Genomic DNA, 21,438 nt, shown 5'->3' with positions numbered 1-21,438 from the left:
GTTTATAAATCACTCTTTCATTCTTTGGAAGAGTGATTGTTGTTTACGATAAATACTTTTAAGCGATGTTAAGAACAAGTATTATTCCACAACAGAGAGATATTCTTTTATCTGTACCACAAGAATATGTAGGGAAAAAGATAGAAGTACTCGTATATGCGATTGAAGAAATCGTTGAAGAGCTCCCTAAGAAGGTTACCATGGCTGACTTTTGGGGAAAAATGTCAGATGAATCTGCTCAAAAAATTCATGATAATATTAAACAAATGCGTAATGAATGGGAACAAGATATTTAATAGACACAAATGCTATTATTGATTTTTGTAATGGAAAAATTCCTGCTAATGGAAAAGACTTCTTATTGAATATCAATCCAGAAATATCTATCATCACCCATATAGAATTATTTGCCACTAAAAATATTACTCATGAAGAATACGAACTACTTCAAAAGTTTGTATCATTTTCACAGATTCATGACGTAGATACAACCTTAGTTGATATTACCATTAATATCAGACAGGAATACAAAGTAAAACTCCCAGATGCAATTATTGCTGCTACAGCTTTAGCAAAAGATTTAACATTAATCTCACGTAATTTAAAGGATTTTCATGGAATTACTGATTTGAAATTTATCAATCCTTATGAGTTGTAACCGAGGTTGAATCATATTTTGACTTTATTACTTATTCTATCTATCCTCAAATATTATTATCATTGGCGAATGGTCACTTAAATGTTTCCAATTTTCAAAAGGTTCTACTGTAATATTGTTTAGATTATCAACGAATTGCATTGAAGCAAAGCAATAGTCAATATGATACGGTTTTAAAATATTCCTATGTAAGTAAAAGGTAGGTTGAGATTCTTTTCCTTGTTCTTCGTTTGTGAAAGTATGATAAAGGCTTTCAATCCCTATTTCTTTCAACTCCTTTACTACGTCGGAATGATTCCACCATCTGTCCCATTGATCCCATATTGTATTACTATTAAAATCACCTGCAATGATAGCATTACTTACTTTATGTTTATTTATCTGTAAATATTTCCAGAACTGACCTATATAGCCAAAATTGGGTGAATTATTTTGATGTGTCCAAACTGCAAGTAGGTCAAATTTTCCATTTATAGAGCAAGGGAGAAAATGTTTGACTCTATGACCGTTATAAATATCCGACCAATCTAAGGGCTTCAAATCAATGTGCTGTTTGGCAAATACACCAAGACCTTTGTTTTTTGTATCTCCTATCCATAAGTAGTTTATCGCCCAATCGATGTATTTTTTATCTTTTGATTCAGCAGGATTTTCACATTCTTGAACAATAATCAAATCTGCATTAAAGTCTAAAATACTTTCAAACTTTTTTCTCAAAGCTCCATTACAATTCCAAACAATAATTTTCATGCTGTACATGCTGTATATAATATCTAGAACAATTTGTTTTAATGCTTATGACTATTATCCTGCAAGGACGAAAATAATTAGCATTTATTGATAATTATTTTAACCATTCCATCCAATCTTTGGCTACATCATTCCCACGATAAACCTTATCAATTACTTTTCCAGTAGTATCTTTTTTCAATTCAAAAAACTGGTGATTATGGTTTGGATAAGCTTTCAATGTTAGATTCTTTTTTCCTTTTTCTATAAAATCTAGCGGTAAATAATCTAAGCCTATCGTAATTTCATTATCCTCAGTACCATAAGCGATATATAGCGGAGTATTGATTTTAAGCAAATTATCAATATTCTTTGTAGAAAATGAATGCCATGCATAGTAGGTATCACCCAATGTTTTATCTGTTGCCTTTGGATATGTAGTAATATCTTTCCAAAACTTATAAAGTTCTTCTATTTGCTTTTGTCCCTCATTTGCATCCATTTTACCTTGTTTGATTGCATCGCGAATCTGATAGATTTCAAACTCAAATCGTCTGCCAGTATGGCCAGAAAAAAGAATAGTATGGGTTATAGATTTATTATAATTAGCTACCAAATTAGCCCCAATCGTAAATCCTTCAGAACCTCCGCAAAACACGATTTTACGAGTATCAATCCAAGGCTGTTTTACTAAAAAATTAAATACTTGGTTACATTGCTCCGTTGCTTTGTCAAGATTGTTATTTTCTTGGTATTCTTTCGTGAAGAATCTTGGATTGCCAGTTTTTAGCCCATCTTCTAATTGAGCCATATAAGCAGAATCTGCTACAAAAACAGTCCCTGATTTTTGTAGCATCACAAAATGATAATCCTTTTGATAGGGTTTTATACTAAAAGGCATCTGGGGGTAGTATTTGCCTTGATAAATCTCGAGTAATGGTCTTGGCTGTGAACCTTGGCGGAAAAAGAAAAGAGGTTTTTTGATTTTTAAATCTTGTTTTGTACCAAATACAATAAAGGTGATGGTATCTTTTTTATTTGGCAGATGAAAAACTTGACAGAGTTCTTCTAGGTTTTTAGTTTGAGAAAATCCATCAATATTAATAAGAAGAAATAAGAGGAGTAAAACTGTTTTTTTCATGGTTTTCGGATAAAATTATTCATGAAATAAAACAAAGCAATTTAACTTTAAATGACAATCTGTTTAACATCTTTTAAGAAAATTAAATTAGTATCTACCCTCGCTATTTCTAATATTCTTGCTTAGCAATGGTCATCGTGTTCTGCCACAAATAGGAATAAATCTAAGGTTCTCATTGGTGTTTATTCAACATTCGTTATTGATAATAAATCGATAAATACAATGCCTATCAAAGAAATACATTTCCATGATAGGCATTGTAAAGGTAAATCTACATTCCAAACTCTACTCAATTCCCAATAAAATATCCGTAACATTTTCAGAAGAAGTCAAATCTACCCACTTGATATATACCTCTCTCGTTTGGGTGGTTGGCTTATGCCCTTGTGCGAATAAATTGTTGAAAAGCTCTTTATAAACAGGCATAATGTTGCTAAAATCGCCATAATGGGTATAGGCGAAAGCTTTGAAAGCGGGATGTTCAACTAGTTCGTAAGGTGAAGGAACTTCTACTGTTTGATTTCCCACAGGCAATGCAATTTCCAATGTAAATGGTTTTTCTACATCACCTGTAGCTCCCCAATAGATAAACTCAAGAGGTGCTGTGGTGTCTAAGCCCAATTGTCCTGCTGTAGCATACAGCGTGTCAATCTCACGCATGGCAATGGCATTTATGTTCAAAAGCGTAGTCTCAGTACGGTAGATAAAATACTTTTGAGCAGGGATTTCTTTTACTTGTACTTGCATGTTAATTTATATTTTGAGGTTTATGTTTTTTGTTAACAATGCAAAGTAAATAGGGCTTACTGACAACAGTATGTCAGTGCAAAAATCAATTATACATTTATTTTCAATATTTTTTCTTGATGGATTCTACCCCAACGCCTAATTTCCTTTACAATCGGATATAGTGTTTCGCCATATTCCGTTAAACTATATTCTACCTTCAAGGGTACTTCGGCAAATACCGTTCTTGTTAAAATACCATCGGCTTCAAGTTCGTCTAATTGCTTGGCTAACATTCTTTCGCTAATGGTTGGCAAGGTTCTTTTCATTTCGCCAAAACGGTTTATTCCTTTTTTTATCAAAACAATCAAGGTGGTTTTGCATTTTCCCTTCAGGATTTTCATAAATACATCCGAAGGACAATCGTGTTCGATATAGTTTTTTTCTAGTATCATAAAAATTAAGTACTTGATTATCAGAAGAACTGTACTTTTTGTAAGTAACTGTAAGGTTTGTAACTACTTGACTTTCAATGTTTTTTTGTAGAGGTTTACAATATAAATATAGCTTGTTTCACCAAACAAACACAAAACCATGAGCCATTCTTTTAAAGCCTTAGTGATTTCCGAAAATGCCGAGAAGCAGTATGTCAGGAATATTATAAAAAGAGAGATTTCAGATTTGCCTGTAGGTGAAGTATTAATAAAAGTAGAGTATTCAGCCTTGAATTATAAAGATGCCTTGTCGTCAGTAGGAAATAAAGGTGTAAGCAAAAACTATCCGCATACCCCAGGCATTGATGCCGCAGGTGTCGTTGAAGCCAGTGATTCTGCTGATTTTCAGGTAGGAGACCAAGTAATAGTTACTAGCTATGATTTAGGGATGAATACTGCTGGAGGTTTGGCAGAATATATTCGTGTACCAGCCAAGTGGATTGTGAAATTGCCTGATGGATTAACATTAAAAGAAGCCATGATTAACGGAACGGCTGGTTTTACGGCTGGTATGTGCATCAATGCGTTACTTAATCATGGATTAAATCCTGAAAAAGGGAAAGTATTAGTAACAGGCTCGACGGGCGGAGTAGGAACGCTAGCCATTGCGATGCTTGCAAAATTAGGTTTTGAAGTTGTAGCAGTCACAGGGAAACCTGAAGCCGTTGATTTTTTAAAGAAAATAGGCGCTAGTGAAATAGTCGGAAGAGAAGCATTAGACGACCAGTCGGGGAGACCATTGTTAAAATCTGTTTACGCAGGGGTGGTTGATACCGTTGGCGGGAATATTTTGGCAACAGCGTTGAAGTCTTTAACGTATGGTGGCTCGGCGGCCATTTGTGGATTAGTGGCTTCTGCTGAATTACATACTACTGTATTACCTTTTATTTTGCGTGGCAATACATTGTTTGGAATAGATTCAGCAGAATGCCCAATGCCTTTACGACAGAACATTTGGCAAAAATTAGCGACAGACTGGAAACCAAATAATTTAGCATTGCTTGCCCATGAAATTTCCTTAGAGGAAGTACCCGACAAATTAGATTTGATGTTGAAAGGAAAAGCTGTGGGGAAAACGATTGTTAAGCTATAATTTAATCCGTAGCACGAGTTTTCAACTCGTCAAATTAATGTGACACGAGTTGAAAACTCGTGCTACGGATTTATTATTCTTCCCACTCAAAGCTACGAGTCACGGCTTTTTTCCAATAATGATAAAGTTTATCTCTTTTTGATGCCTCCATATTAGGAGTCCACGTTTGTGCAATACCCCAGTTTTGTTTTAAGTCTTCTAGGTCTTCCCAATAGCCAATGGCTAAGCCTGCGGCATAAGCAGCACCCAAAGCGGTGGTTTCTATCATAGCAGGACAAACCACAGGGACATCTACCATATCTGCCTGAAATTGCATTAACGTTTCGTTTACTACCATCCCGCCATCTACTCTTAGCGAAGAAATTTCAATGCCCGCATCCTTTTCCATCGCCTCTAATACTTCCAAGGTTTGATAAGCGGTAGCTTCCAAAGCGGCCTTAGCAATATGGGCTTTGGTAACATAGCGTGTCAATCCTACAATTACACCACGTGCATCTGCTTGCCAATAAGGGGCATACAAACCAGAGAAAGCAGGGACGAAATAACACCCTCCGTTATCTTCTACAGCATTTGCCAATATTTCAATTTCCGCACTATTTTTAATGATTTCTAAATTATCACGAAGCCACTGTACCAATGCCCCCGTAATGGCAACCGAGCCTTCCAATGCATATTTTACAGGCTGATTTCCGAATTGATACGCTACCGTAGTGAGTAACCCAAAAGTCGAAGGCGTTATTTTCTCGCCTGTATTCATCAACATAAAACAACCTGTACCATAAGTGTTTTTGGCTTCACCAGCCGCAAAACACGTTTGCCCAACAAGGGCCGCTTGCTGGTCGCCTAAATCTCCTGCTACGGGTACACCAGAAAGTACACCACGAGCTTCGCCATAGACTTCACTGCTTGATTTTATGGCGGGCAACATTGCTTTAGGAATATTTAATTTTTGGAGTATCTCATCGTCCCAAGCTAAGGTTTTCAAATTCATCAATTGGGTTCTACTCGCATTGGTTACATCGGTAATATGGATTCCGCCATCTGTTCCGCCCGTTAAATGCCAGATGATAAACGTATCCATATTCCCAAAAATAGCCGTTCCTTCTTCAGCATCTGCTCTTAGTCCTTCAACGTTTTCTAAAAGCCATTTTAGCTTCAAACCGCTGAAATAAGTAGCTAAAGGCAACCCTGTCTTTTCACGGAAACAATCGGCTCCGCCTTCTTTGGCTAAATCTGCTACCATGTTGCCAACGCGGGTATCTTGCCATACAATGGCATTGTAATAAGGCTGACCAGTGAATTTATTCCATACTACTGTTGTTTCTCGTTGATTGGTAATGCCTACCGCTGCAATATCTAAAGGCGAAAGGTTGGCTTTGCCCAATGCTAGCCCGATTACTTCCTGTGTATTGCTCCAGATTTCGTCTGAGTCGTGTTCTACCCAGCCAGCTTGTGGATATATCTGAGAATGTTCTTTTTGTCCGACAGAAATTTGATTGCCTTGTTTGTCGAAAATGATGAAGCGGGTACTGGTAGTCCCTTGGTCAATAGAGCCTATATACATTTTAAAGAGTGTTTTTGATAGTTAATTAGGTAATTGAATAAATTAGAGCGTTGTAAATAATTGATTAATTACTAATATTTTGATGATTGATAAATGTTTTTCCAGTACTTAAAAAAGCCTCTACCAAACCTTCTGATTCTTTGGCGGCTTGCGCATCTCTTAATCCTAATCCTAACCTCCTGTTTAGCACGTCTTGGGTAGTAACAGCCATTTCTTCTTGGATAGCATATACAATCTCAGCTTTGATAAATGGATGATTAGGATGAACCAACTCTTTCAGTTCAGGCTGATTGTTCGTTAAACTTAATACTGTTGCTGCCAATGAACCATATTTTTTCATTAAGTGCTGTGCTATTGTTGGGGAAACATGATATTGACTGACAAGTTGTTGCCAATCCTCAAAATGATACCCTTCTGCACCATGCAATAATTGATGTTCAGATGTACAAAGTACAGGTTCTTTATGCCAGATGGTTTCATAGATATGGTCAATGGTGTCTTTAGCCATTAAGCGATAGGTAGTCCATTTTCCACCCATGATACTTACTAATTGACTGCTCTTGTCAATCTCCACCTCGTGGTCACGAACTAGCGATTTGGTATCAGAACTTTTTTCAGCTTTTCCGAGCAATGGTCTTTGTCCCGCAAAACCACTGGTGATTTCTTCGGGTGTTACGTTTTTTTCTAAATAACGATTTACATAACTTAATAAATACGGAATTTCGTATGACTCTAAGTCTGGATTTTCAGAAAGTTTATCTTCTTCGTCGGTTGTACCTACCAACAAATGGTCTTGCCAAGGAATGATAAACAAAACTCTTCCATCATCCGTTTTGGGTACTAAGATAGCAGTTTCATTTTTCATCAAACTGGTAGGCAAAACAATGTGAGCCCCTCTGCTTACTTTCATCCGAGGTTTCAATTTTGTGTTAGCCATCTTACGGATATGGTCTGCAAAAGGCCCCGTAGCATTGATAAATACTTTCGCCTGAACAGTTAATGTATTATTGCTCACATTATCTTTAATCGTCAAAGCAGTTAGCTTTCCTTCATTATCTTTTTCAAACCGAAGGGCTTCTGCATAGTTCAAAACGGTTGCTCCCAAGGCTTCTGCTTTTTGGATAATCGCTAAACAATAACGGGCATCATCCAATTGTCCATCGTAATATAATACTGCGGAGGTTAGGTTTTCTTTTTTTAGTTCAGGAATGGTTTTCAACGCTTCTTTTCTTGATAGCCATCTACTAGCACCAATACCATGATTACCTGCTATCCATTCATAGAGTTTTAAGCCGATTGTGAGGTAAATACCTTCAATCCAAGAATAACAGGGTGTTAATAAGGCTAATGGACGAGTGAGATGAGGGGCATTTTTGATAAGGGTATCTCTTTCATGGAGACTCTTTTGTACCATTTTGTACTGTTCCCAATCCAATTTTTTTACAGCTTGCTCAAGATAGCGTACTCCACCATGAATAAGTTTGGTAGACTTAGATGTAGTTTGACCTGCAAAATCAGCTTTATCAATTAACAATACTTTTAAACCTCTTAGGCTTGCATCTAATGCAATACCTGCACCTGTTGCTCCGCCACCTATGATGCACAAATCAAATTGTTCTATTGACGAGATTTTACTTAATTGTTCTATACGATTCATAATGGATAATTTACCTGAATATTAACAAAATATACTCATAAAAAAGGACTGACAGCAATAAGCAAAAATAGAGGATATTTAATAATTTACAGCAATGATATGCTGTAAGTTATCTAATGGTATAACAAACCTAAATGCCATAACATTTCATAAAACATAAAAACAAAAAAGCGGCTCATCTACTTACAAAAATGTAAATAAATGAGCCGTTTGAAGATTAAATTTTTCATGAATGACTAACTATAGAATAACCACTCTATCGCTTTAGGGAATTCTTTGCCCCATTGGTCTTCGTTGTGCATTCCATCAGGGTCATACGAAAGATGAATATCCGTTTTTCTGATGCCTTGTCTCTGGAAAGTCTGCTTTAGTTTTTCCACATTTGGTAACATCATCGTTCCTTCGTCACCACCCGCATATACATAAATGTCGGTTGGCAAATGTGAAATGAAATCAATCGCATCAAAGTAAATATTAGGTGAAACCCACAGTGATGGCGAGAAAACCATCAATTTCCCGAATACTTCTGGAAACATCAAGCCTGAATAAATACTGATTAAGCCTCCTAGCGAGCTTCCGCCAATACCCGTAAATTCTCTTTCTGGGCGTGTACGAAAGTTTTTGTCAATATATGGTTTTAGCGTTTTAGCCAAAAACTGAGTATATTTTCTACCCTGTCCTTTTCCCATTTTTGGGTTGTTATAGGGCGAATATTCTTGATAGCGTTGTTCACCACCGTGTGCTACTGCCACAACAATGATATCGCCATGCCCACGAGCTGCCAAAACGGCTAATTGCTTATCAATTCCCCAGTTTCCAAATACAGAACCTCCGCCAAATAAATTCTGAGCGTCTTGTAAATAAATTACAGGATAGTGTTTGTCGGATGTTTCGTAATCATGAGGCAAAAGGATATATACAGCACGTTTTCTATCAAACTGCGGCATCTCAAAAGCATCAGAAATTAAGCGGATTTCAGGCATTAAATCCCCAGAAAGATTTTCGCCATCTAGTCGCCAGTGTGGTACAAAGTCTTTTAGAACTCCTGTTTTTACTTTAGATATTCTGTTGGCTGTAGGTTTACCAAATTCATCTAATTCTACTTGATTCCATCCTCCTTTGGTATATTTATACTCAAAGCTTTCTGGCAGTTTGATATTATCTGGTAACTTGAATTCATATTTTCCGTCTTCAACTTTGTTTAAACGGAATTCTTCTTTATTGGGCAGCCATTCGTTGAAACTCCCTGAAATAAATACGGGTCTATTGTCTTCAACGGGGGTTGTTAGTTCAAAATATAATACGCCTTTACTCATTAGTGATTTATTTGTCGAACCACAAATTTAATTAATAATATTTGCTTTTTTATAACAATATTCCAATATAGAATATTGTGTGTAACAAGCTGAGCATCAGTTATGAGACCTTTCTTTTCGATATACAAGTATTAATGCAACTATTGTACCAAACGCATCCTTGTTCTTTAGCGATAGTCTAAAGCTTTGTACTGCACTATTCACACAATACATACAAATCTGCCAGATTTCTTCCTAATCCATCATAATCTAATCCATAGCCCAATACAAATTTATTCTCCAAATCAAATCCGACATATTGCACATCAATAGGCACTTTTAAAGCTTCTGGTTTTTGAAAAAGCGTAGCAATTGACAAAGAACTTGGATTTTGAGCCAACAATTGTTTTTTGATTTCAACCATCGTTAGTCCAGTATCAATAATATCTTCAATAATGATGATGTCTCGATTTTCTATATTTTCAGTTAAGCCCAAAATCTGATGTACTTTCCCTGTAGATGCTGTTGCTTGATAAGAAGAAACTCGCAAGAAAGTGATTTCGCAACTCACCGAAATAGATTTCATCAGTTCAGCAGCGAACATGAATGAGCCATTCAGAATAGCTAAAAACAAAGGTTGTTTTCCTGTGTAGTCTTGGTTGATTTCAGTAGCAAGGGCATTGATGCGCTTTTCTAAAATGCTTTGTTCGATAAATACTTCAAAATGTTTATCGTGTACTTGTATCGTGGATTTCATAAATACTTGATTTCTAATTTGTAAAAATACGCTAATCTATAGAGCTCGCCAAATCATTAGAAAGCAAGTAATTACTCTTGTGAATAGAATATCTGGATAAATGACACTTTTTAATAATGCTTTTCGTTGTATCATTCGTTAGAGCAATACTTAAAATTTCCTTAAATTTACATCCAGAAAAGACAATCACCATGAAAAAAGTATTTGATTTATCGATTTATATAAAAGTATTCCTCTTGTGCAGTTTGTTGGTTTCACAACAGCAAATGGCTAACGCACAATGGTGGAAAGATACAGAGAAAGCAGAACAGGAACGTTCAAAAGGAATGCTTTTGCTTACGACAGAGGTACAAATAGAGGCGACACAGGCTATTAATCACATGTATAATTTCAAGTTTTATGAAGCCGAACGCGAGTTTAATTATTTGAAAGTAAAATATCCCGACCATCCTCTTCCTGAATTTTTATTGGGATTGATGGAGTGGTGGAAAATTGTGCCTAATACTGAAAATGTCATTTACGATGAGCGATGTATAGAATACATGGATAAAAGTATTGAAAAGGCTGAGAAAATATGGGATGATTCTGAAAACCCCGAGGCGGCATTCTTCATGGCGGCAGCCTATGCTTTTAAAGGTCGTTTGCATTCTGAAAGAAAACATTGGACGAAGGCTACTTTTGCTGCAAAAAATGCACTAAAATACCTTGATAGGTCAAGAAGTTTCTCTGATTTTAGTCCAGAATTGATGTTTGGTGATGGTCTTTATAATTATTACTTCCATTATGTAAAAGAAAATTATGCCATGCTTCGTCCAGTACTTTGGTTGTTTCCTAAAGGAGATAAACCAAAAGGAATAAGTCAGTTAGAAAAGGTAAGTTATAATGCTTTTTATACCCGTACAGAGGCACGCTACTTTTTATTACAGATTTATGGATTAGAAAACATGAATGAAAAAGCGTTGAATTTGTCAAAATACACGTATGAGACGTACCCAGACAATCCGTTTTTTCAACGATTCTATGCTAGAAGTGCCTTTGTTGCTGGTCGTGTTACTGAGGCTAAAACCATTGCCAAAAGTATTTTGCAAAAAATAGACGAGCATTATCCTGGTTATGAAGGCGTGAGTGGTAGATATGCTGCTTATATTCTGGGTTATTATGCAATGAATTATGATAGAGATAACAAAGAAGCAAAGACGTATTTTCAAAAAACAATAGACTTTGCTAAACAAACTGGGTCGACTAATTCTGGTTATTATTGGTCATCGATGATAGCCCTAGGAAAAATAGCTTCGCAAGACCAAGATTATGATACTGCGATAGAGTATTACAAACAGGTAATAGATGATTCTGAGCGAAAATCTTCCCAAAGAGAAGAAGCAAAAAAATTACTAACCGAAGCAAAAAAGGCACGAAGGAAGAAAAAATAATTAAAACTAAAAAAAGTCGCTTTATTCTATAAAGCGACTTTTTTATTATCAAGCCTTAAATTTGTGATTAATTATTTGGTAAAACCCATCAAGTTTAGCTATATTTAGGATTCATTATCTTAAAAAATAATGACTTCTTTGCTTTATTGAATAACTTTTTTAGTTAACTAAAACCTCTACTTGGTCAAAAAAATGAATTTGACTAATCTATCATGAAAGTTTCTACTTCTCAGCCATTTCAGATTATTTATTCGATACTCAACCACGAGTACCTCGGCTATCTCTTTGAGGCCTTTGTCGTTCAGTTAGATGACAAACAAGAATTGACTTTGCTCAACCAAAATGTTTCGATAAAAAACATCAACGAGTTTGCACACGGCTTAGACGAAAACGATTTGCAGTTAGTAAAGCTCATTGATTACCTTCAATCAGAAAATATTTATAAAAAATTCGTTGGCTCAAAAAAAAGAACAGTCGTTGATTTTTTCTTGAAGGTATATGATCAGCAAAAAGGAGAGAAGGCTTTACAAGAAATTATAGCCTCGTATGTAGAAAAAATAAAAGCAGAAATGTTGCCTTTGTTGCTAGGCAAGCAATTGTTTATCATGGGAGGAGACGGCAACCCCATCTGGCAAAAAGTAGAAGTATTGCCCGAAAAAGCAACGGTATTTTTTCATTTTATGCGCAATGAAGAAAATACTCATTACTATCCTACGATTAAATATGAAGGGGAAAAAATAGATTTTCAATATAAGAATGCCTACATCGTTTGTGACGAACCCGCATGGATGATTCTTGAAAATAAGCTTTATCATTTTGCCAAAGAAGTGGATGGTAAAAAGCTAAGGCCTTTTTTAAAGAAAAAATTTATTGTAATACCAAAGACCATTGAGGAAGATTATTACCGCAAATTCGTTACATCTATCATCAGTATGTTTGATGTGCGACCGAAGGGTTTTAAAATTTTGAACGAAAAATATGCCGTTATTCCTATTTTAAACCTAGCCGAACAAAAGAGTCATCAAACAGTATTGGTTGAAGCGAATGATGTGGATGTTCAGAAAGAAGAAGATGTTACGTTAGCCATTAGCCTGTCTTTTCAATACGGGAAATTCACTTTTAGATTCGATAGTTTTTCTACCGAAGTAAATGTGAGTATGGAAAAAAATGGAGACGATTATGTCTTTCATAAAGTAGAAAGAAATTTGACGTTTGAGAAAGCTACTTTAGCAAAGCTTGAAGCGTTGGGCTTAGAACTGAAAAATGGGCGAATGATTCTCCCTAAAAGTGATGCATTGGCACTCATTCAGAAAAATTATGCTGAACTAACAGCAACAGGTTTCACCATAGAACAAAGTGTAGAAGAGGATGCTAAAAAATATTTCTTAGGTTATTCAAATATTGAAGTAAATATTACCGAAGGGAATGATTGGTTCGATATTCATGCGATTGTACATTTTGGTGATTTTGAAATTCCTTTTCTGAAACTCAGAAATTTGATTTTACAGAAAAAGAGAGAATTTACGTTACCCAATGGTGAAATCGCTGTGATTCCAGAAACTTGGTTTACTCAATATTCTGAGCTTTTTGCTTTTATTGAACATCATTCAGAACGAGATGGCTTTATCTTGAATAAACACCATCTTTCATTGGTGCAAGATTTACAAAGTGAGTCATTGGCATCGGCAGTGTTGAGTAGAAAGTTGGAGAAACTGAGGGATTTTGAAGAAATGCAAACCTATCAGTTACCCAAAGGCTTTACTGGCAGTTTGCGTCCCTATCAAAAAGCAGGATACGATTGGATGCGATTTCTGAATGATTATCATTTTGGCGGATGTTTGGCGGATGATATGGGCTTGGGTAAAACCGTTCAAACCCTTACGTTGTTACAATCACAAAAAGAACAAAAGAATAATCAGCCAAGTTTGTTGATTTTACCTACTTCCTTGATTTATAACTGGGAGATGGAAGCACGAAAATTTACGCCAGAACTTAGGATACTGACTTATACAGGCACTTATCGTGATAAAAATATTGAAGTTTTTGATAATTATGATGTAGTCCTTACCACTTATGGCATCATCAGAATTGATATTGATTTACTGAAGAACTATCGTTTTAATTATGTGATTTTGGATGAATCACAGGCCATTAAAAATCCATCTTCTTATATCACTAAAGCCGTAATGCAATTGAATTCTCGGAATCGATTAGTATTAACAGGAACGCCTTTAGAAAATAGTACAATGGATTTATGGTCACAGATGACTTTTATTAATCCGGGGTTATTAGGCTCACAGCATTTTTTCAGGAATGAGTTTCAAGTGCCGATTGAAAAAAAAGGGGACGATGTGAAAATGCAAAGGCTTTATTCTATCATCAAGCCTTTTATGCTGAGACGACATAAGTCGCAAGTAGCCACCGAACTACCACCAAAAATTGAAAGTATTCATTATGCCCAGATGACAGAGCAACAACAAAAGGAATATGAAGAAGCAAAATCGTACTTTAGGAACTTAATTTTAGAACATATCGAAGAAGAAGGGATGGCGATGTCACAAATGGTTGTGTTGCAAGGCTTGACAAAATTACGTCAATTGGCGAATCATCCACGAATGACCGAACCTGATTATCAAGGAGATTCTGGTAAGTTGGAAGATGTGATGGAAAAGCTAGATACAATTCTAGAAGAAGGGCATAAAGTATTGATATTTAGTCAATTTGTAAAGCATCTCGATCTGTTCAAAGAACGCCTTGACCAAGAATCAAGAACGTATGCGTATTTAGATGGAAGTACCCACGACCGACAAGCGCAAGTAGAGAAGTTTCAGAATAACGAAGACATACAGATTTTTTTAATTTCTTTGAAAGCAGGAGGACTGGGATTAAACCTCACAGCGGCTGACTATGTATTTATTTTAGACCCTTGGTGGAATCCTGCTATTGAGGCTCAAGCAATAGATAGGGCGCATAGAATAGGGCAAATAAATACTGTTTTTACGTATAAATTTATTACTAAAAATACTGTTGAAGAAAAGATATTAGCATTACAGCAAAGCAAACAACGCCTAGCGAACGAATTGATTACAACGGAAGAGAGTTTTGTGAAATCCTTGACGAAGGATGATGTATTGGCTTTATTGGAGTAGATAAGTAGAACTTTTAATATAAAATGATAACGTCATTAAATGATATTGATTTAAATGGGCATTATACTTATGCAGACTATGTTAAATGGCAGTTAGATGATTATATAGAGTTGATTAAAGGAAAGATATTCAAAATGTCACTAGCTCCTCTAAGTCAGCACCAAGTATTGGTTCATCGGTTGGATGTTGAGCTAGGATATTATCTCAAAAAGAAGACTTGTCAGGTCTTTCCTGCTCCATTTGATGTACGTCTTACTACCAATAATCTTCTTTCAGATGAACAAATTACGACAGTTGTTCAACCTGATTTATGTATCATTTGCGACCCATCAAAAATAGATAGAAGGGGTTGTATCGGTTCGCCAGATTTAATTATTGAAATTATTTCAAGCTCGACAGCTAAAAGAGATTTAGATGACAAGTTTCATTTATATGAAGAGTCTGGCGTAAAAGAATATTGGGTTGTTTTCCCTGATGAGCAAGTCATAAGTGTTTATCTGCTCGACGAAACTATTTCTGAATATCATTTATTGAAGCATTACGAAAAAGGAGAAAAGTTAAAGGTTAATATTTTGGAAGATTTAACAATAGACTTGAATGATATTTTTGATTAATAAAAAAGCCGTAACCAGCAAATTGTTGATTACGGCTTTTCATTTTTACTAAACAATTTTATTTTTTAGCATCAATATCCTTCAATAGTGTTTCCACTGCTACTTTCAATTGTTCGTCAGTTCCTTTGGCAATCCAGTCTGGTGTGTTTTCAACGATAACATCAGGAATGGCAGCACCTAACTCTTGGTTTTTATCAGTTGTTTTAGTGTACCAACCTCTTCCCGGCAATCTAACAAATGAACCATCCATTAATGATTTTCCTCCTGTTGAAATTACCGAACCATTTGTTGGTAAGCCTACTAATTTACCTATACCCAAAGATTTGTATGCGTGTGAGAAAATCTCAGCATTAGAATAACTTCCTTCATTACAAAGTGCAATTGATGGCTTTGTCCAAGCTGCATATACCAAACGTTCGCCTATTGGGTAGTAGTCTCTAAATTTTTTCTTGTCTTTCTCTAAATCAGCACTTGCTCCTCTTGGAATAGTATAAGCATGTTGTTTATAATTTAAAATAGTCATTAAATAATCCGTTGTCGACCCTCCGCCATTATAACGAACATCAATCAAAATACCTTCTTTACCATAACCAGCAGCAGTGAATTCTCTTTCTACGACTTCAAAACTAGGGAAATCCATGCTTTTAATGTGAATATAACCCAGACGACCATTCGAGAATTTTTCTACTAATTTCTTTCTGCCTTCAACCCATTCATTGTATAAATTATCACTAATGCTTTGTGTAAGACGTACTACTACTTCCCTACTTTTACCTGAGGCATCAACTACACTGACGATTACTTTTTCGTTCGCTAATCCATTTAACAAACTATAAAAGTTTTCGTTTTCACTTACTTGTTGTCCGTTGATAGCAGTAATGGTTTCGCCTTCGTTGATAACACTCTTAATTTTTGTTACAGGTGTTTCTGGTACAACATGGTTTACTTTCATACCCGTTGGCGTTGGAATAAGTTCCGTTCCTAACAATCCTGTCAATTCTCTCTGCGTTTCAGCACGGTCTGGTGCGGTTAAGCCCATGTGGCTAGAATTTAATTCACCCAATAGTAAATTAAACATATCTCTAAAGTCATTAGAGGTACTAGCATTGATACAACGCTCTTTGTATTTATCATGCAATTGTACCCAGTTGTTTCCGTGGAATTTAGGGTCATAAAAACCATCGCGAATGGTTCTCCAAGCTTCTTCAAATACCTGTGTGCGTTCTGCTAAATAGTCTATTTTCATTTTGGCAACAAATGGCATAGGTTCAGACACACCCGTTTTTACATCAACGCGAGATAAACTACCACCCATTTTTGTATAGTAGATATATTTACCTTCCTTATCTAATGTTAGGTTATTAGGATTACTGCCACCTTTGGTAATTTCTTTTAATTCTTTCCCATCCCATTTGACACTGTATAAATCTCTGCCTTTTGCCGAGCTAGTTGATGTAGTATAAAAGAATGTTTCACCATCTTTTGAAATCACAAAATCGTTTTCATCTCCAGGGAAATTGGTTACTTGTACTACTCTTTCGTGGATATTATCAAAATCGATAACGATTGGTTTTACACTTTTTTTCTCTGGTTTAGCATCAGGAGCAGGTGCTTCTTTTTCTTGCCAGTCTTGTGTTTCTTTTTCCCAATCTTCTTTTTTCAACCATACGAACCAAACGTCAGCACTACGACCAGCACTTCTTTCTGAAACAAAACCTAATTTAGAACCATCAGCACTCCAGAATGGATTGCTATCACCACGTGGGTGCATACTAACATTGACAGGTTTGCTCGAGTTATCAGCAGTTCTGATATACACTTCTTGGTTATAATATAAATCAGATTGACTATAAGCGATGTATTTGCTATCAGGACTCCAAGCGATGTCTGAAGGATTATTCCAACCTTCTGATAAGATTTTTTCGTTCGTTAGTTTTCCATCAGCACTAATATCAGCAACAATAAAGTTGCCTCTGCCTCTTACGTAAGCAATCTTTTTGTTATCTGGTGAAACTGTAGGAGAAGTCTCGTCGTCTGGCGTTTTAGTAAGTTGTACGATTTGATGTTTTAACGATTTGAAGATATTATGCTCAGCACCATCAGCAGAATTTACTAGGTATAAGTCAAAATTGCCATTGCTACGGTCGCTAGTAAACAACAAAGTTGAGTCATTCAACCAAGCTGGTGAAACGTCACGGAAAGCATGTTTAGAAACATTAATGCTTTTTGTTTTTTCCTTATCAGCTTCCTTGATGAAAATTTCTCCACGAATGCTATAAGCAAGTAATTTACCGTTCGGAGAAACTTTGTAATTATCTAGACCAGTAGCCAATGTTTTTTGTTCTGATGCATCAAAACGCTCATCTGCATTGATGATTACGTTGATTTTATCAATAGCTCCATTCGCAATTTTATAGGTGAAAAGTGCCATTTCTTTTTCAAATACGATAGTATTACCATCATTTGAAATACTAAAATGACGAATAGATTCATCTTTGAATTGTGTCAATTTTTTAGGAGTTCCTACGGCTTTGCCTTCGTCCGAAATTTTGATTTGGTATAAGTTATACGCTCCGTCAACGCTACTCAAAAAGTAAAGTAAGCCATTCTTGCCCCATTGAGGAATGATGTCGTTGGTATCAAAAAGGGTTATTTTATTAAAGCTCTTGTTTTTGGTATTGTACATCCAAATATCTCTGTTCGAGCTACCATTATAAGCCTGACGAGCTACAGGGTTAATGTCTCCACGGACAAAGGCTACCAATTTTCCATCAGGTGACAGCACAGGGTCGAAACCAACGGCTTCTAATAAACGAGACTCTGTTCCCCCTTTGGGACTAATCGTATAAACTTCTTGTGGGCGTTCAATTTGTTTAAATTCACGGCTTGTAGAGAATAATATTTTATCGCTCTGTGTCCAGCTAGCTACTACATCTTGACTTGAGTGATAAGTCAACCGTTTAGGCAAGCCACCTGTTGCAGGTATTACAAAAATATCGTTATTGCCAAAGCGAGTACCTGAGAAGGCTATTTGCTTGCCATCTGGACTAAAAATAGGATTACTCTCGTAGGCTTCATGAATGGTAAGCCTTGTCGCATTCCCACCTGAGCTTGGTACAGTCCAGATGTCTCCTTGATATGAAAATGATACTACCGAACCGTCGTTATTAATACTTGGTTGGCGAAGTAACAGCGGGCTTTGAGCTATAGTACTTCCTGCGGAAAGCAATGAAAAAAGTAATAAGAAATGTTTTTTCATGAATTTGTTAATGATTTGATGAAGATTTAAGCCACAAATAAGTAATAATTTGCCAAATTAATAAATTATCAAAAGAATATTCGCCCAACAGCCCTTTTTATGCGATGTTTGCTGGGAGACCGGTTATGGACTTTAAGATTAGAAGACTTTAGGATTAAAAGATTAATCAATGCTGAATGAACGCTGTTATTCGTTTATAATATATCATAAAAATAGGCTATCCATTGCTGAATAGCCTAATAGAAAAAACATATTTTTAGTGCGACTGCTCTAGTTTAACATCTAACATCTTCTAGTCTAACATCTAGCATCTTTTAGTCTAATATCCAGAGTCCTCTAGTCCTTAAGTCTAAACATCTTCAAGTCCGCCCAAAAAGCTATCGATTACAAGCCTTACAAACCCCTTGTACTAACAAATTAGTCTCAACACGTTTATATCCTTCGGGCAGAATAAAATTAGGAATCACCACATGATCTAAACAAGTTGTTAAACCACAAGTAGTACATTTAAAATGCACATGGTCGTGGTGATGTGTATGGTCTTCTGAATGGCAATTATCTTTACAAAGCGCATATTTAATACTACCCTCATCGTCCAGCACTTTATGAATTAATCCCTTATCTACAAAAGTTTTTAATGTTCTATATACCGTTACTCTATCAAACTGTTCAGTTAATTGCGATTCCACATCTGCATGAGCCAAAGCATGTTCTTTGCTCATAAAAACATCTAAAATACCTTCACGACAGTCTGTTTGGCGAAGGTTATATGATTTTAATGTGTCTTTTATTGCTGGTTTCATTCTATTATCATTGCATTTTCAAACTGCAACTTTACTAAGTTAGCATAAATTCCTTCATCAATCAATACCAATTCGTCATGTGTTCCTTTTTCGGCTACTTTGCCATCTTTCAATACATAGATTGTATCTACATTACGAATAGTTGCCAAGCGATGGGCAATAATTATTGTAGTACGGTTTTGCATCAAGCGGTCTAAGGCATCTTGTACCAATCTTTCAGATTCCGAATCTAGTGCACTTGTTGCTTCGTCTAACACCAAAATGGCAGGGTCTTTTAAAATCGCACGAGCAATGGCAATACGTTGACGTTGCCCACCCGAAAGTTTTACGCCACGTTCACCCACAATCGTTTTAAAACCTTCAGGAAATGAATTGATAAAATCTAAAGCATTTGCTTTTCTGGCAGCTTCAATGACCAAATCCTCTGTTGCTTCTGGATTACCATAGGCAATGTTTTCATAAATTGTGCCACCAAAAAGCATTACTTCTTGCGGTACAATGGCTATATTTTTTCTTAATTCTGTAATATCAAAAGTGTTGATGTTTTTACCATCTACTAAAACTTCTCCTTTAGCAAGATGATAATAACGCATTAATAATTGCACAATGGTTGATTTTCCAGCCCCCGAATGACCAACTAAAGCTATTTTTTCACCAGATTTTACAGATAATGAAATATTCTTCAACACTTCCATATCTGGGCGAGAAGGATAATTAAAAGCAACATTCTTGTATTGAATTTTAGGGATAGCAATCTCTCCATTTACCTTCGCAGGTGATGCTATAACGGCTGTCTTTGATGCTGTAATATCAACAATTTTTACTTCCGATTCTTCATCCAAAATTTCTAAAATACGTTCAGAAGCACCTACTGTTTTCTGAATCTGGGCATACATATCGCCCAAACCACCTACAGAACCTCCGATAAAACCTGTGTAAATGATAAATGTGAAAAGGTCTTTGAAGGATAATTCGCCTTGCAATACCAAATTACCACCATACCATACTACGCCCACTACGCCACCAAACAGTACGAAAATGATAAACGAAATAAAGCCTCCTCTGAAAGTGGCAGCCTTTAAGGCATAATCTACTACTTTTTGAACAGATAGCCCATATCGATACGCCTCTAGACTTTCATTGGTGAAAGCTTTTACAACATTGATAGACTGTAACGTTTCTTCAACAATGATGTTAGTAGCGGCTAGTTCGTCTTGTACTTTTTTAGAATTTTTACGAATAAATCTCCCAAAAACAATGGCAGCAATGACCAAGAATGGGAAAGTAAGCAACATAAAAAGCGTTAGTTTGCTCGATAAATAAGAGATTAATACAATACCACCGACTAAAGTAAATACTTGACGAAAAAGTTCTGCCAGTGTAATAGATAGGATATCTTGTAGCTGACCAATGTCTGTTGTAATTCTACTCATTAATTCACCCACACGATTTTTTTCAAAAAAAGGAACTGGTAACGTAATGATTTTGGAATAAAGGGCATTGCGTAAATCACGCATTGATTGTTCAGAAACCCTTGTGAACGTATATACCCTAAAAAATGAGAAGATGGCTTGTAGAATAAGTAATCCAACAAAGATAAGGGTTACTTCATTTAACGTAAATCTTGGAGCTTCATGAAAAACGCGTTGTAGTTTATCCGTCATCATACCACTACTTATTCCCGAACCTGAGTCTGGCATTTGTTGTGGCGAAACGATTGATCCCACCATCTGACCCATCAATAAAGGGATACTCATCGTAGTAATCTGTGAGAGAATCAGAAAGATGAAACCTATTAAAAATGTGCCTTTATAGGGAAGGGTAAATCTAAAAATCTTGAAGGCCTTCTGAAAGCCTTCTTTACTTACTTTTTTCTTGTCTTCTGGAGAAACCTCTGCTCCAAAATTGCTACTTCGCTTTGCCATTTTTTGGTTTAATTACTAAAAAGCTATTAATTTAGTTATGAATTAGTGATTAAGTGATTGTTTAAATATCAAGCATAAAGCTCGAGTATGTAACCCTAAATTTAATAAGTGTGCAAAAACTTTAGGTATATTTATCACACACGT

Annotated in this window: 17 protein-coding genes; 6 read left to right on the top strand and 11 right to left on the bottom strand. The window is 35.9% G+C overall.

What is annotated here, in order from left to right:
- Positions 1-65: 65 nt before the first annotated feature.
- Positions 66-296 (top strand): hypothetical protein, encoded by a 231-nt coding sequence (locus AC07XN_RS03355; RefSeq protein WP_323251845.1) that lies wholly within the window; start codon positions 66-68, stop codon positions 294-296.
- Complete coding sequence (locus AC07XN_RS03350; protein ID WP_494742030.1) at positions 278-658, top strand: type II toxin-antitoxin system VapC family toxin; 381 nt, start codon at positions 278-280, stop codon at positions 656-658. The genes AC07XN_RS03355 and AC07XN_RS03350 overlap by 19 nt, the downstream gene beginning before the upstream one ends.
- A gap of 36 nt (positions 659-694) precedes the next feature.
- Here AC07XN_RS03350 and AC07XN_RS03345 read toward each other — a convergent pair whose 3' ends face one another.
- The 4 genes from AC07XN_RS03345 to AC07XN_RS03330 all read right to left on the bottom strand — a co-directional run bounded on the left by AC07XN_RS03345 (position 695) and on the right by AC07XN_RS03330 (position 3,709).
- Positions 695-1,408, bottom strand: a complete 714-nt coding sequence (locus AC07XN_RS03345; RefSeq protein ID WP_494742029.1) for an endonuclease/exonuclease/phosphatase family protein — start codon at positions 1,406-1,408, stop codon at positions 695-697.
- 94 nt (positions 1,409-1,502) lie between these two features.
- Complete coding sequence (locus tag AC07XN_RS03340; protein WP_494742028.1) at positions 1,503-2,528, bottom strand: dienelactone hydrolase family protein; 1,026 nt, start codon at positions 2,526-2,528, stop codon at positions 1,503-1,505.
- A gap of 285 nt (positions 2,529-2,813) precedes the next feature.
- The gene (locus AC07XN_RS03335; RefSeq protein ID WP_494742027.1) at positions 2,814-3,275 is read right to left on the bottom strand and encodes a GyrI-like domain-containing protein; all 462 of its coding nucleotides are present in this window, start codon (positions 3,273-3,275) and stop codon (positions 2,814-2,816) included.
- An 89-nt stretch (positions 3,276-3,364) separates the two neighbouring features.
- The gene (locus tag AC07XN_RS03330) at positions 3,365-3,709 is read right to left on the bottom strand and encodes a winged helix-turn-helix transcriptional regulator (protein ID WP_494742026.1); all 345 of its coding nucleotides are present in this window, start codon (positions 3,707-3,709) and stop codon (positions 3,365-3,367) included.
- A gap of 139 nt (positions 3,710-3,848) precedes the next feature.
- Between AC07XN_RS03330 and AC07XN_RS03325 the strand changes: the two genes are divergently transcribed.
- A complete protein-coding gene (locus AC07XN_RS03325; RefSeq protein WP_494742025.1) occupies positions 3,849-4,841 on the top strand; it encodes a YhdH/YhfP family quinone oxidoreductase in 993 nt (330 codons plus the stop codon).
- Positions 4,842-4,914: 73 nt separating this feature from the next.
- Here AC07XN_RS03325 and glpK read toward each other — a convergent pair whose 3' ends face one another.
- The 4 genes from glpK to hpt form a co-directional block, all read right to left on the bottom strand.
- Entirely contained in the window at positions 4,915-6,405 is a 1,491-nt protein-coding gene (gene glpK, locus AC07XN_RS03320; protein WP_494742024.1) for a glycerol kinase GlpK, read from the bottom strand.
- A 64-nt stretch (positions 6,406-6,469) separates the two neighbouring features.
- Positions 6,470-8,062, bottom strand: coding sequence for a glycerol-3-phosphate dehydrogenase/oxidase (locus AC07XN_RS03315; RefSeq protein ID WP_309924680.1), 1,593 nt, complete (start codon positions 8,060-8,062; stop codon positions 6,470-6,472).
- Between the two features lie 236 nt (positions 8,063-8,298).
- Positions 8,299-9,378: an alpha/beta hydrolase gene (locus AC07XN_RS03310; RefSeq protein WP_494742023.1), complete on the bottom strand. Its 1,080-nt coding sequence runs from the start codon at positions 9,376-9,378 to the stop codon at positions 8,299-8,301.
- A 196-nt stretch (positions 9,379-9,574) separates the two neighbouring features.
- Positions 9,575-10,114, bottom strand: a complete 540-nt coding sequence (hpt, locus tag AC07XN_RS03305; protein WP_309924682.1) for a hypoxanthine phosphoribosyltransferase — start codon at positions 10,112-10,114, stop codon at positions 9,575-9,577.
- A gap of 191 nt (positions 10,115-10,305) precedes the next feature.
- On the opposite strand from hpt, the gene AC07XN_RS03300 reads away from it, so the two are divergent.
- From AC07XN_RS03300 to AC07XN_RS03290, 3 genes are all read left to right on the top strand, one after another.
- Positions 10,306-11,544: a tetratricopeptide repeat protein gene (locus AC07XN_RS03300; RefSeq protein ID WP_309924684.1), complete on the top strand. Its 1,239-nt coding sequence runs from the start codon at positions 10,306-10,308 to the stop codon at positions 11,542-11,544.
- Positions 11,545-11,756: 212 nt separating this feature from the next.
- Complete coding sequence (locus AC07XN_RS03295; RefSeq protein ID WP_494742022.1) at positions 11,757-14,693, top strand: DEAD/DEAH box helicase; 2,937 nt, start codon at positions 11,757-11,759, stop codon at positions 14,691-14,693.
- 23 nt (positions 14,694-14,716) lie between these two features.
- Entirely contained in the window at positions 14,717-15,307 is a 591-nt protein-coding gene (locus AC07XN_RS03290; protein WP_494742021.1) for a Uma2 family endonuclease, read from the top strand.
- Between the two features lie 58 nt (positions 15,308-15,365).
- Here the strand turns inward: AC07XN_RS03290 and AC07XN_RS03285 are convergent, their stop codons facing one another.
- The 3 genes from AC07XN_RS03285 to AC07XN_RS03275 form a co-directional block, all read right to left on the bottom strand.
- Positions 15,366-18,566: a S41 family peptidase gene (locus AC07XN_RS03285; RefSeq protein ID WP_494742020.1), complete on the bottom strand. Its 3,201-nt coding sequence runs from the start codon at positions 18,564-18,566 to the stop codon at positions 15,366-15,368.
- 377 nt (positions 18,567-18,943) lie between these two features.
- The gene (locus tag AC07XN_RS03280; RefSeq protein ID WP_309924688.1) at positions 18,944-19,369 is read right to left on the bottom strand and encodes a Fur family transcriptional regulator; all 426 of its coding nucleotides are present in this window, start codon (positions 19,367-19,369) and stop codon (positions 18,944-18,946) included.
- Complete coding sequence (locus tag AC07XN_RS03275) at positions 19,366-21,294, bottom strand: ABC transporter ATP-binding protein (RefSeq protein WP_494742019.1); 1,929 nt, start codon at positions 21,292-21,294, stop codon at positions 19,366-19,368. Before AC07XN_RS03275 ends, AC07XN_RS03280 begins: the two co-directional genes overlap by 4 nt.
- Positions 21,295-21,438 lie beyond the last annotated feature (144 nt).

The sequence above is a fragment of the Arcicella sp. GW458-12-2-14-TSB2 genome (assembly GCF_059423785.1).
This window is presented reverse-complemented; position numbering and strand designations above follow the sequence as displayed.

Coding starts and splice junctions, on each gene's coding strand:
- AC07XN_RS03300 (WP_309924684.1), top strand. CDS start 10,306: ATGAAAAAAGTATTTGATTTATCGATTTATATAAAAGTATTCCTCTTG.
- AC07XN_RS03290 (WP_494742021.1), top strand. CDS start 14,717: ATGATAACGTCATTAAATGATATTGATTTAAATGGGCATTATACTTAT.
- AC07XN_RS03280 (WP_309924688.1), bottom strand. CDS start 19,369: ATGAAACCAGCAATAAAAGACACATTAAAATCATATAACCTTCGCCAA.
- glpK (WP_494742024.1), bottom strand. CDS start 6,405: ATGTATATAGGCTCTATTGACCAAGGGACTACCAGTACCCGCTTCATC.
- hpt (WP_309924682.1), bottom strand. CDS start 10,114: ATGAAATCCACGATACAAGTACACGATAAACATTTTGAAGTATTTATC.
- AC07XN_RS03350 (WP_494742030.1), top strand. CDS start 278: ATGGGAACAAGATATTTAATAGACACAAATGCTATTATTGATTTTTGT.
- AC07XN_RS03275 (WP_494742019.1), bottom strand. CDS start 21,294: ATGGCAAAGCGAAGTAGCAATTTTGGAGCAGAGGTTTCTCCAGAAGAC.
- AC07XN_RS03335 (WP_494742027.1), bottom strand. CDS start 3,275: ATGCAAGTACAAGTAAAAGAAATCCCTGCTCAAAAGTATTTTATCTAC.
- AC07XN_RS03345 (WP_494742029.1), bottom strand. CDS start 1,408: ATGAAAATTATTGTTTGGAATTGTAATGGAGCTTTGAGAAAAAAGTTT.
- AC07XN_RS03325 (WP_494742025.1), top strand. CDS start 3,849: ATGAGCCATTCTTTTAAAGCCTTAGTGATTTCCGAAAATGCCGAGAAG.
- AC07XN_RS03355 (WP_323251845.1), top strand. CDS start 66: ATGTTAAGAACAAGTATTATTCCACAACAGAGAGATATTCTTTTATCT.
- AC07XN_RS03285 (WP_494742020.1), bottom strand. CDS start 18,566: ATGAAAAAACATTTCTTATTACTTTTTTCATTGCTTTCCGCAGGAAGT.
- AC07XN_RS03295 (WP_494742022.1), top strand. CDS start 11,757: ATGAAAGTTTCTACTTCTCAGCCATTTCAGATTATTTATTCGATACTC.
- AC07XN_RS03315 (WP_309924680.1), bottom strand. CDS start 8,062: ATGAATCGTATAGAACAATTAAGTAAAATCTCGTCAATAGAACAATTT.
- AC07XN_RS03340 (WP_494742028.1), bottom strand. CDS start 2,528: ATGAAAAAAACAGTTTTACTCCTCTTATTTCTTCTTATTAATATTGAT.
- AC07XN_RS03310 (WP_494742023.1), bottom strand. CDS start 9,378: ATGAGTAAAGGCGTATTATATTTTGAACTAACAACCCCCGTTGAAGAC.
- AC07XN_RS03330 (WP_494742026.1), bottom strand. CDS start 3,709: ATGATACTAGAAAAAAACTATATCGAACACGATTGTCCTTCGGATGTA.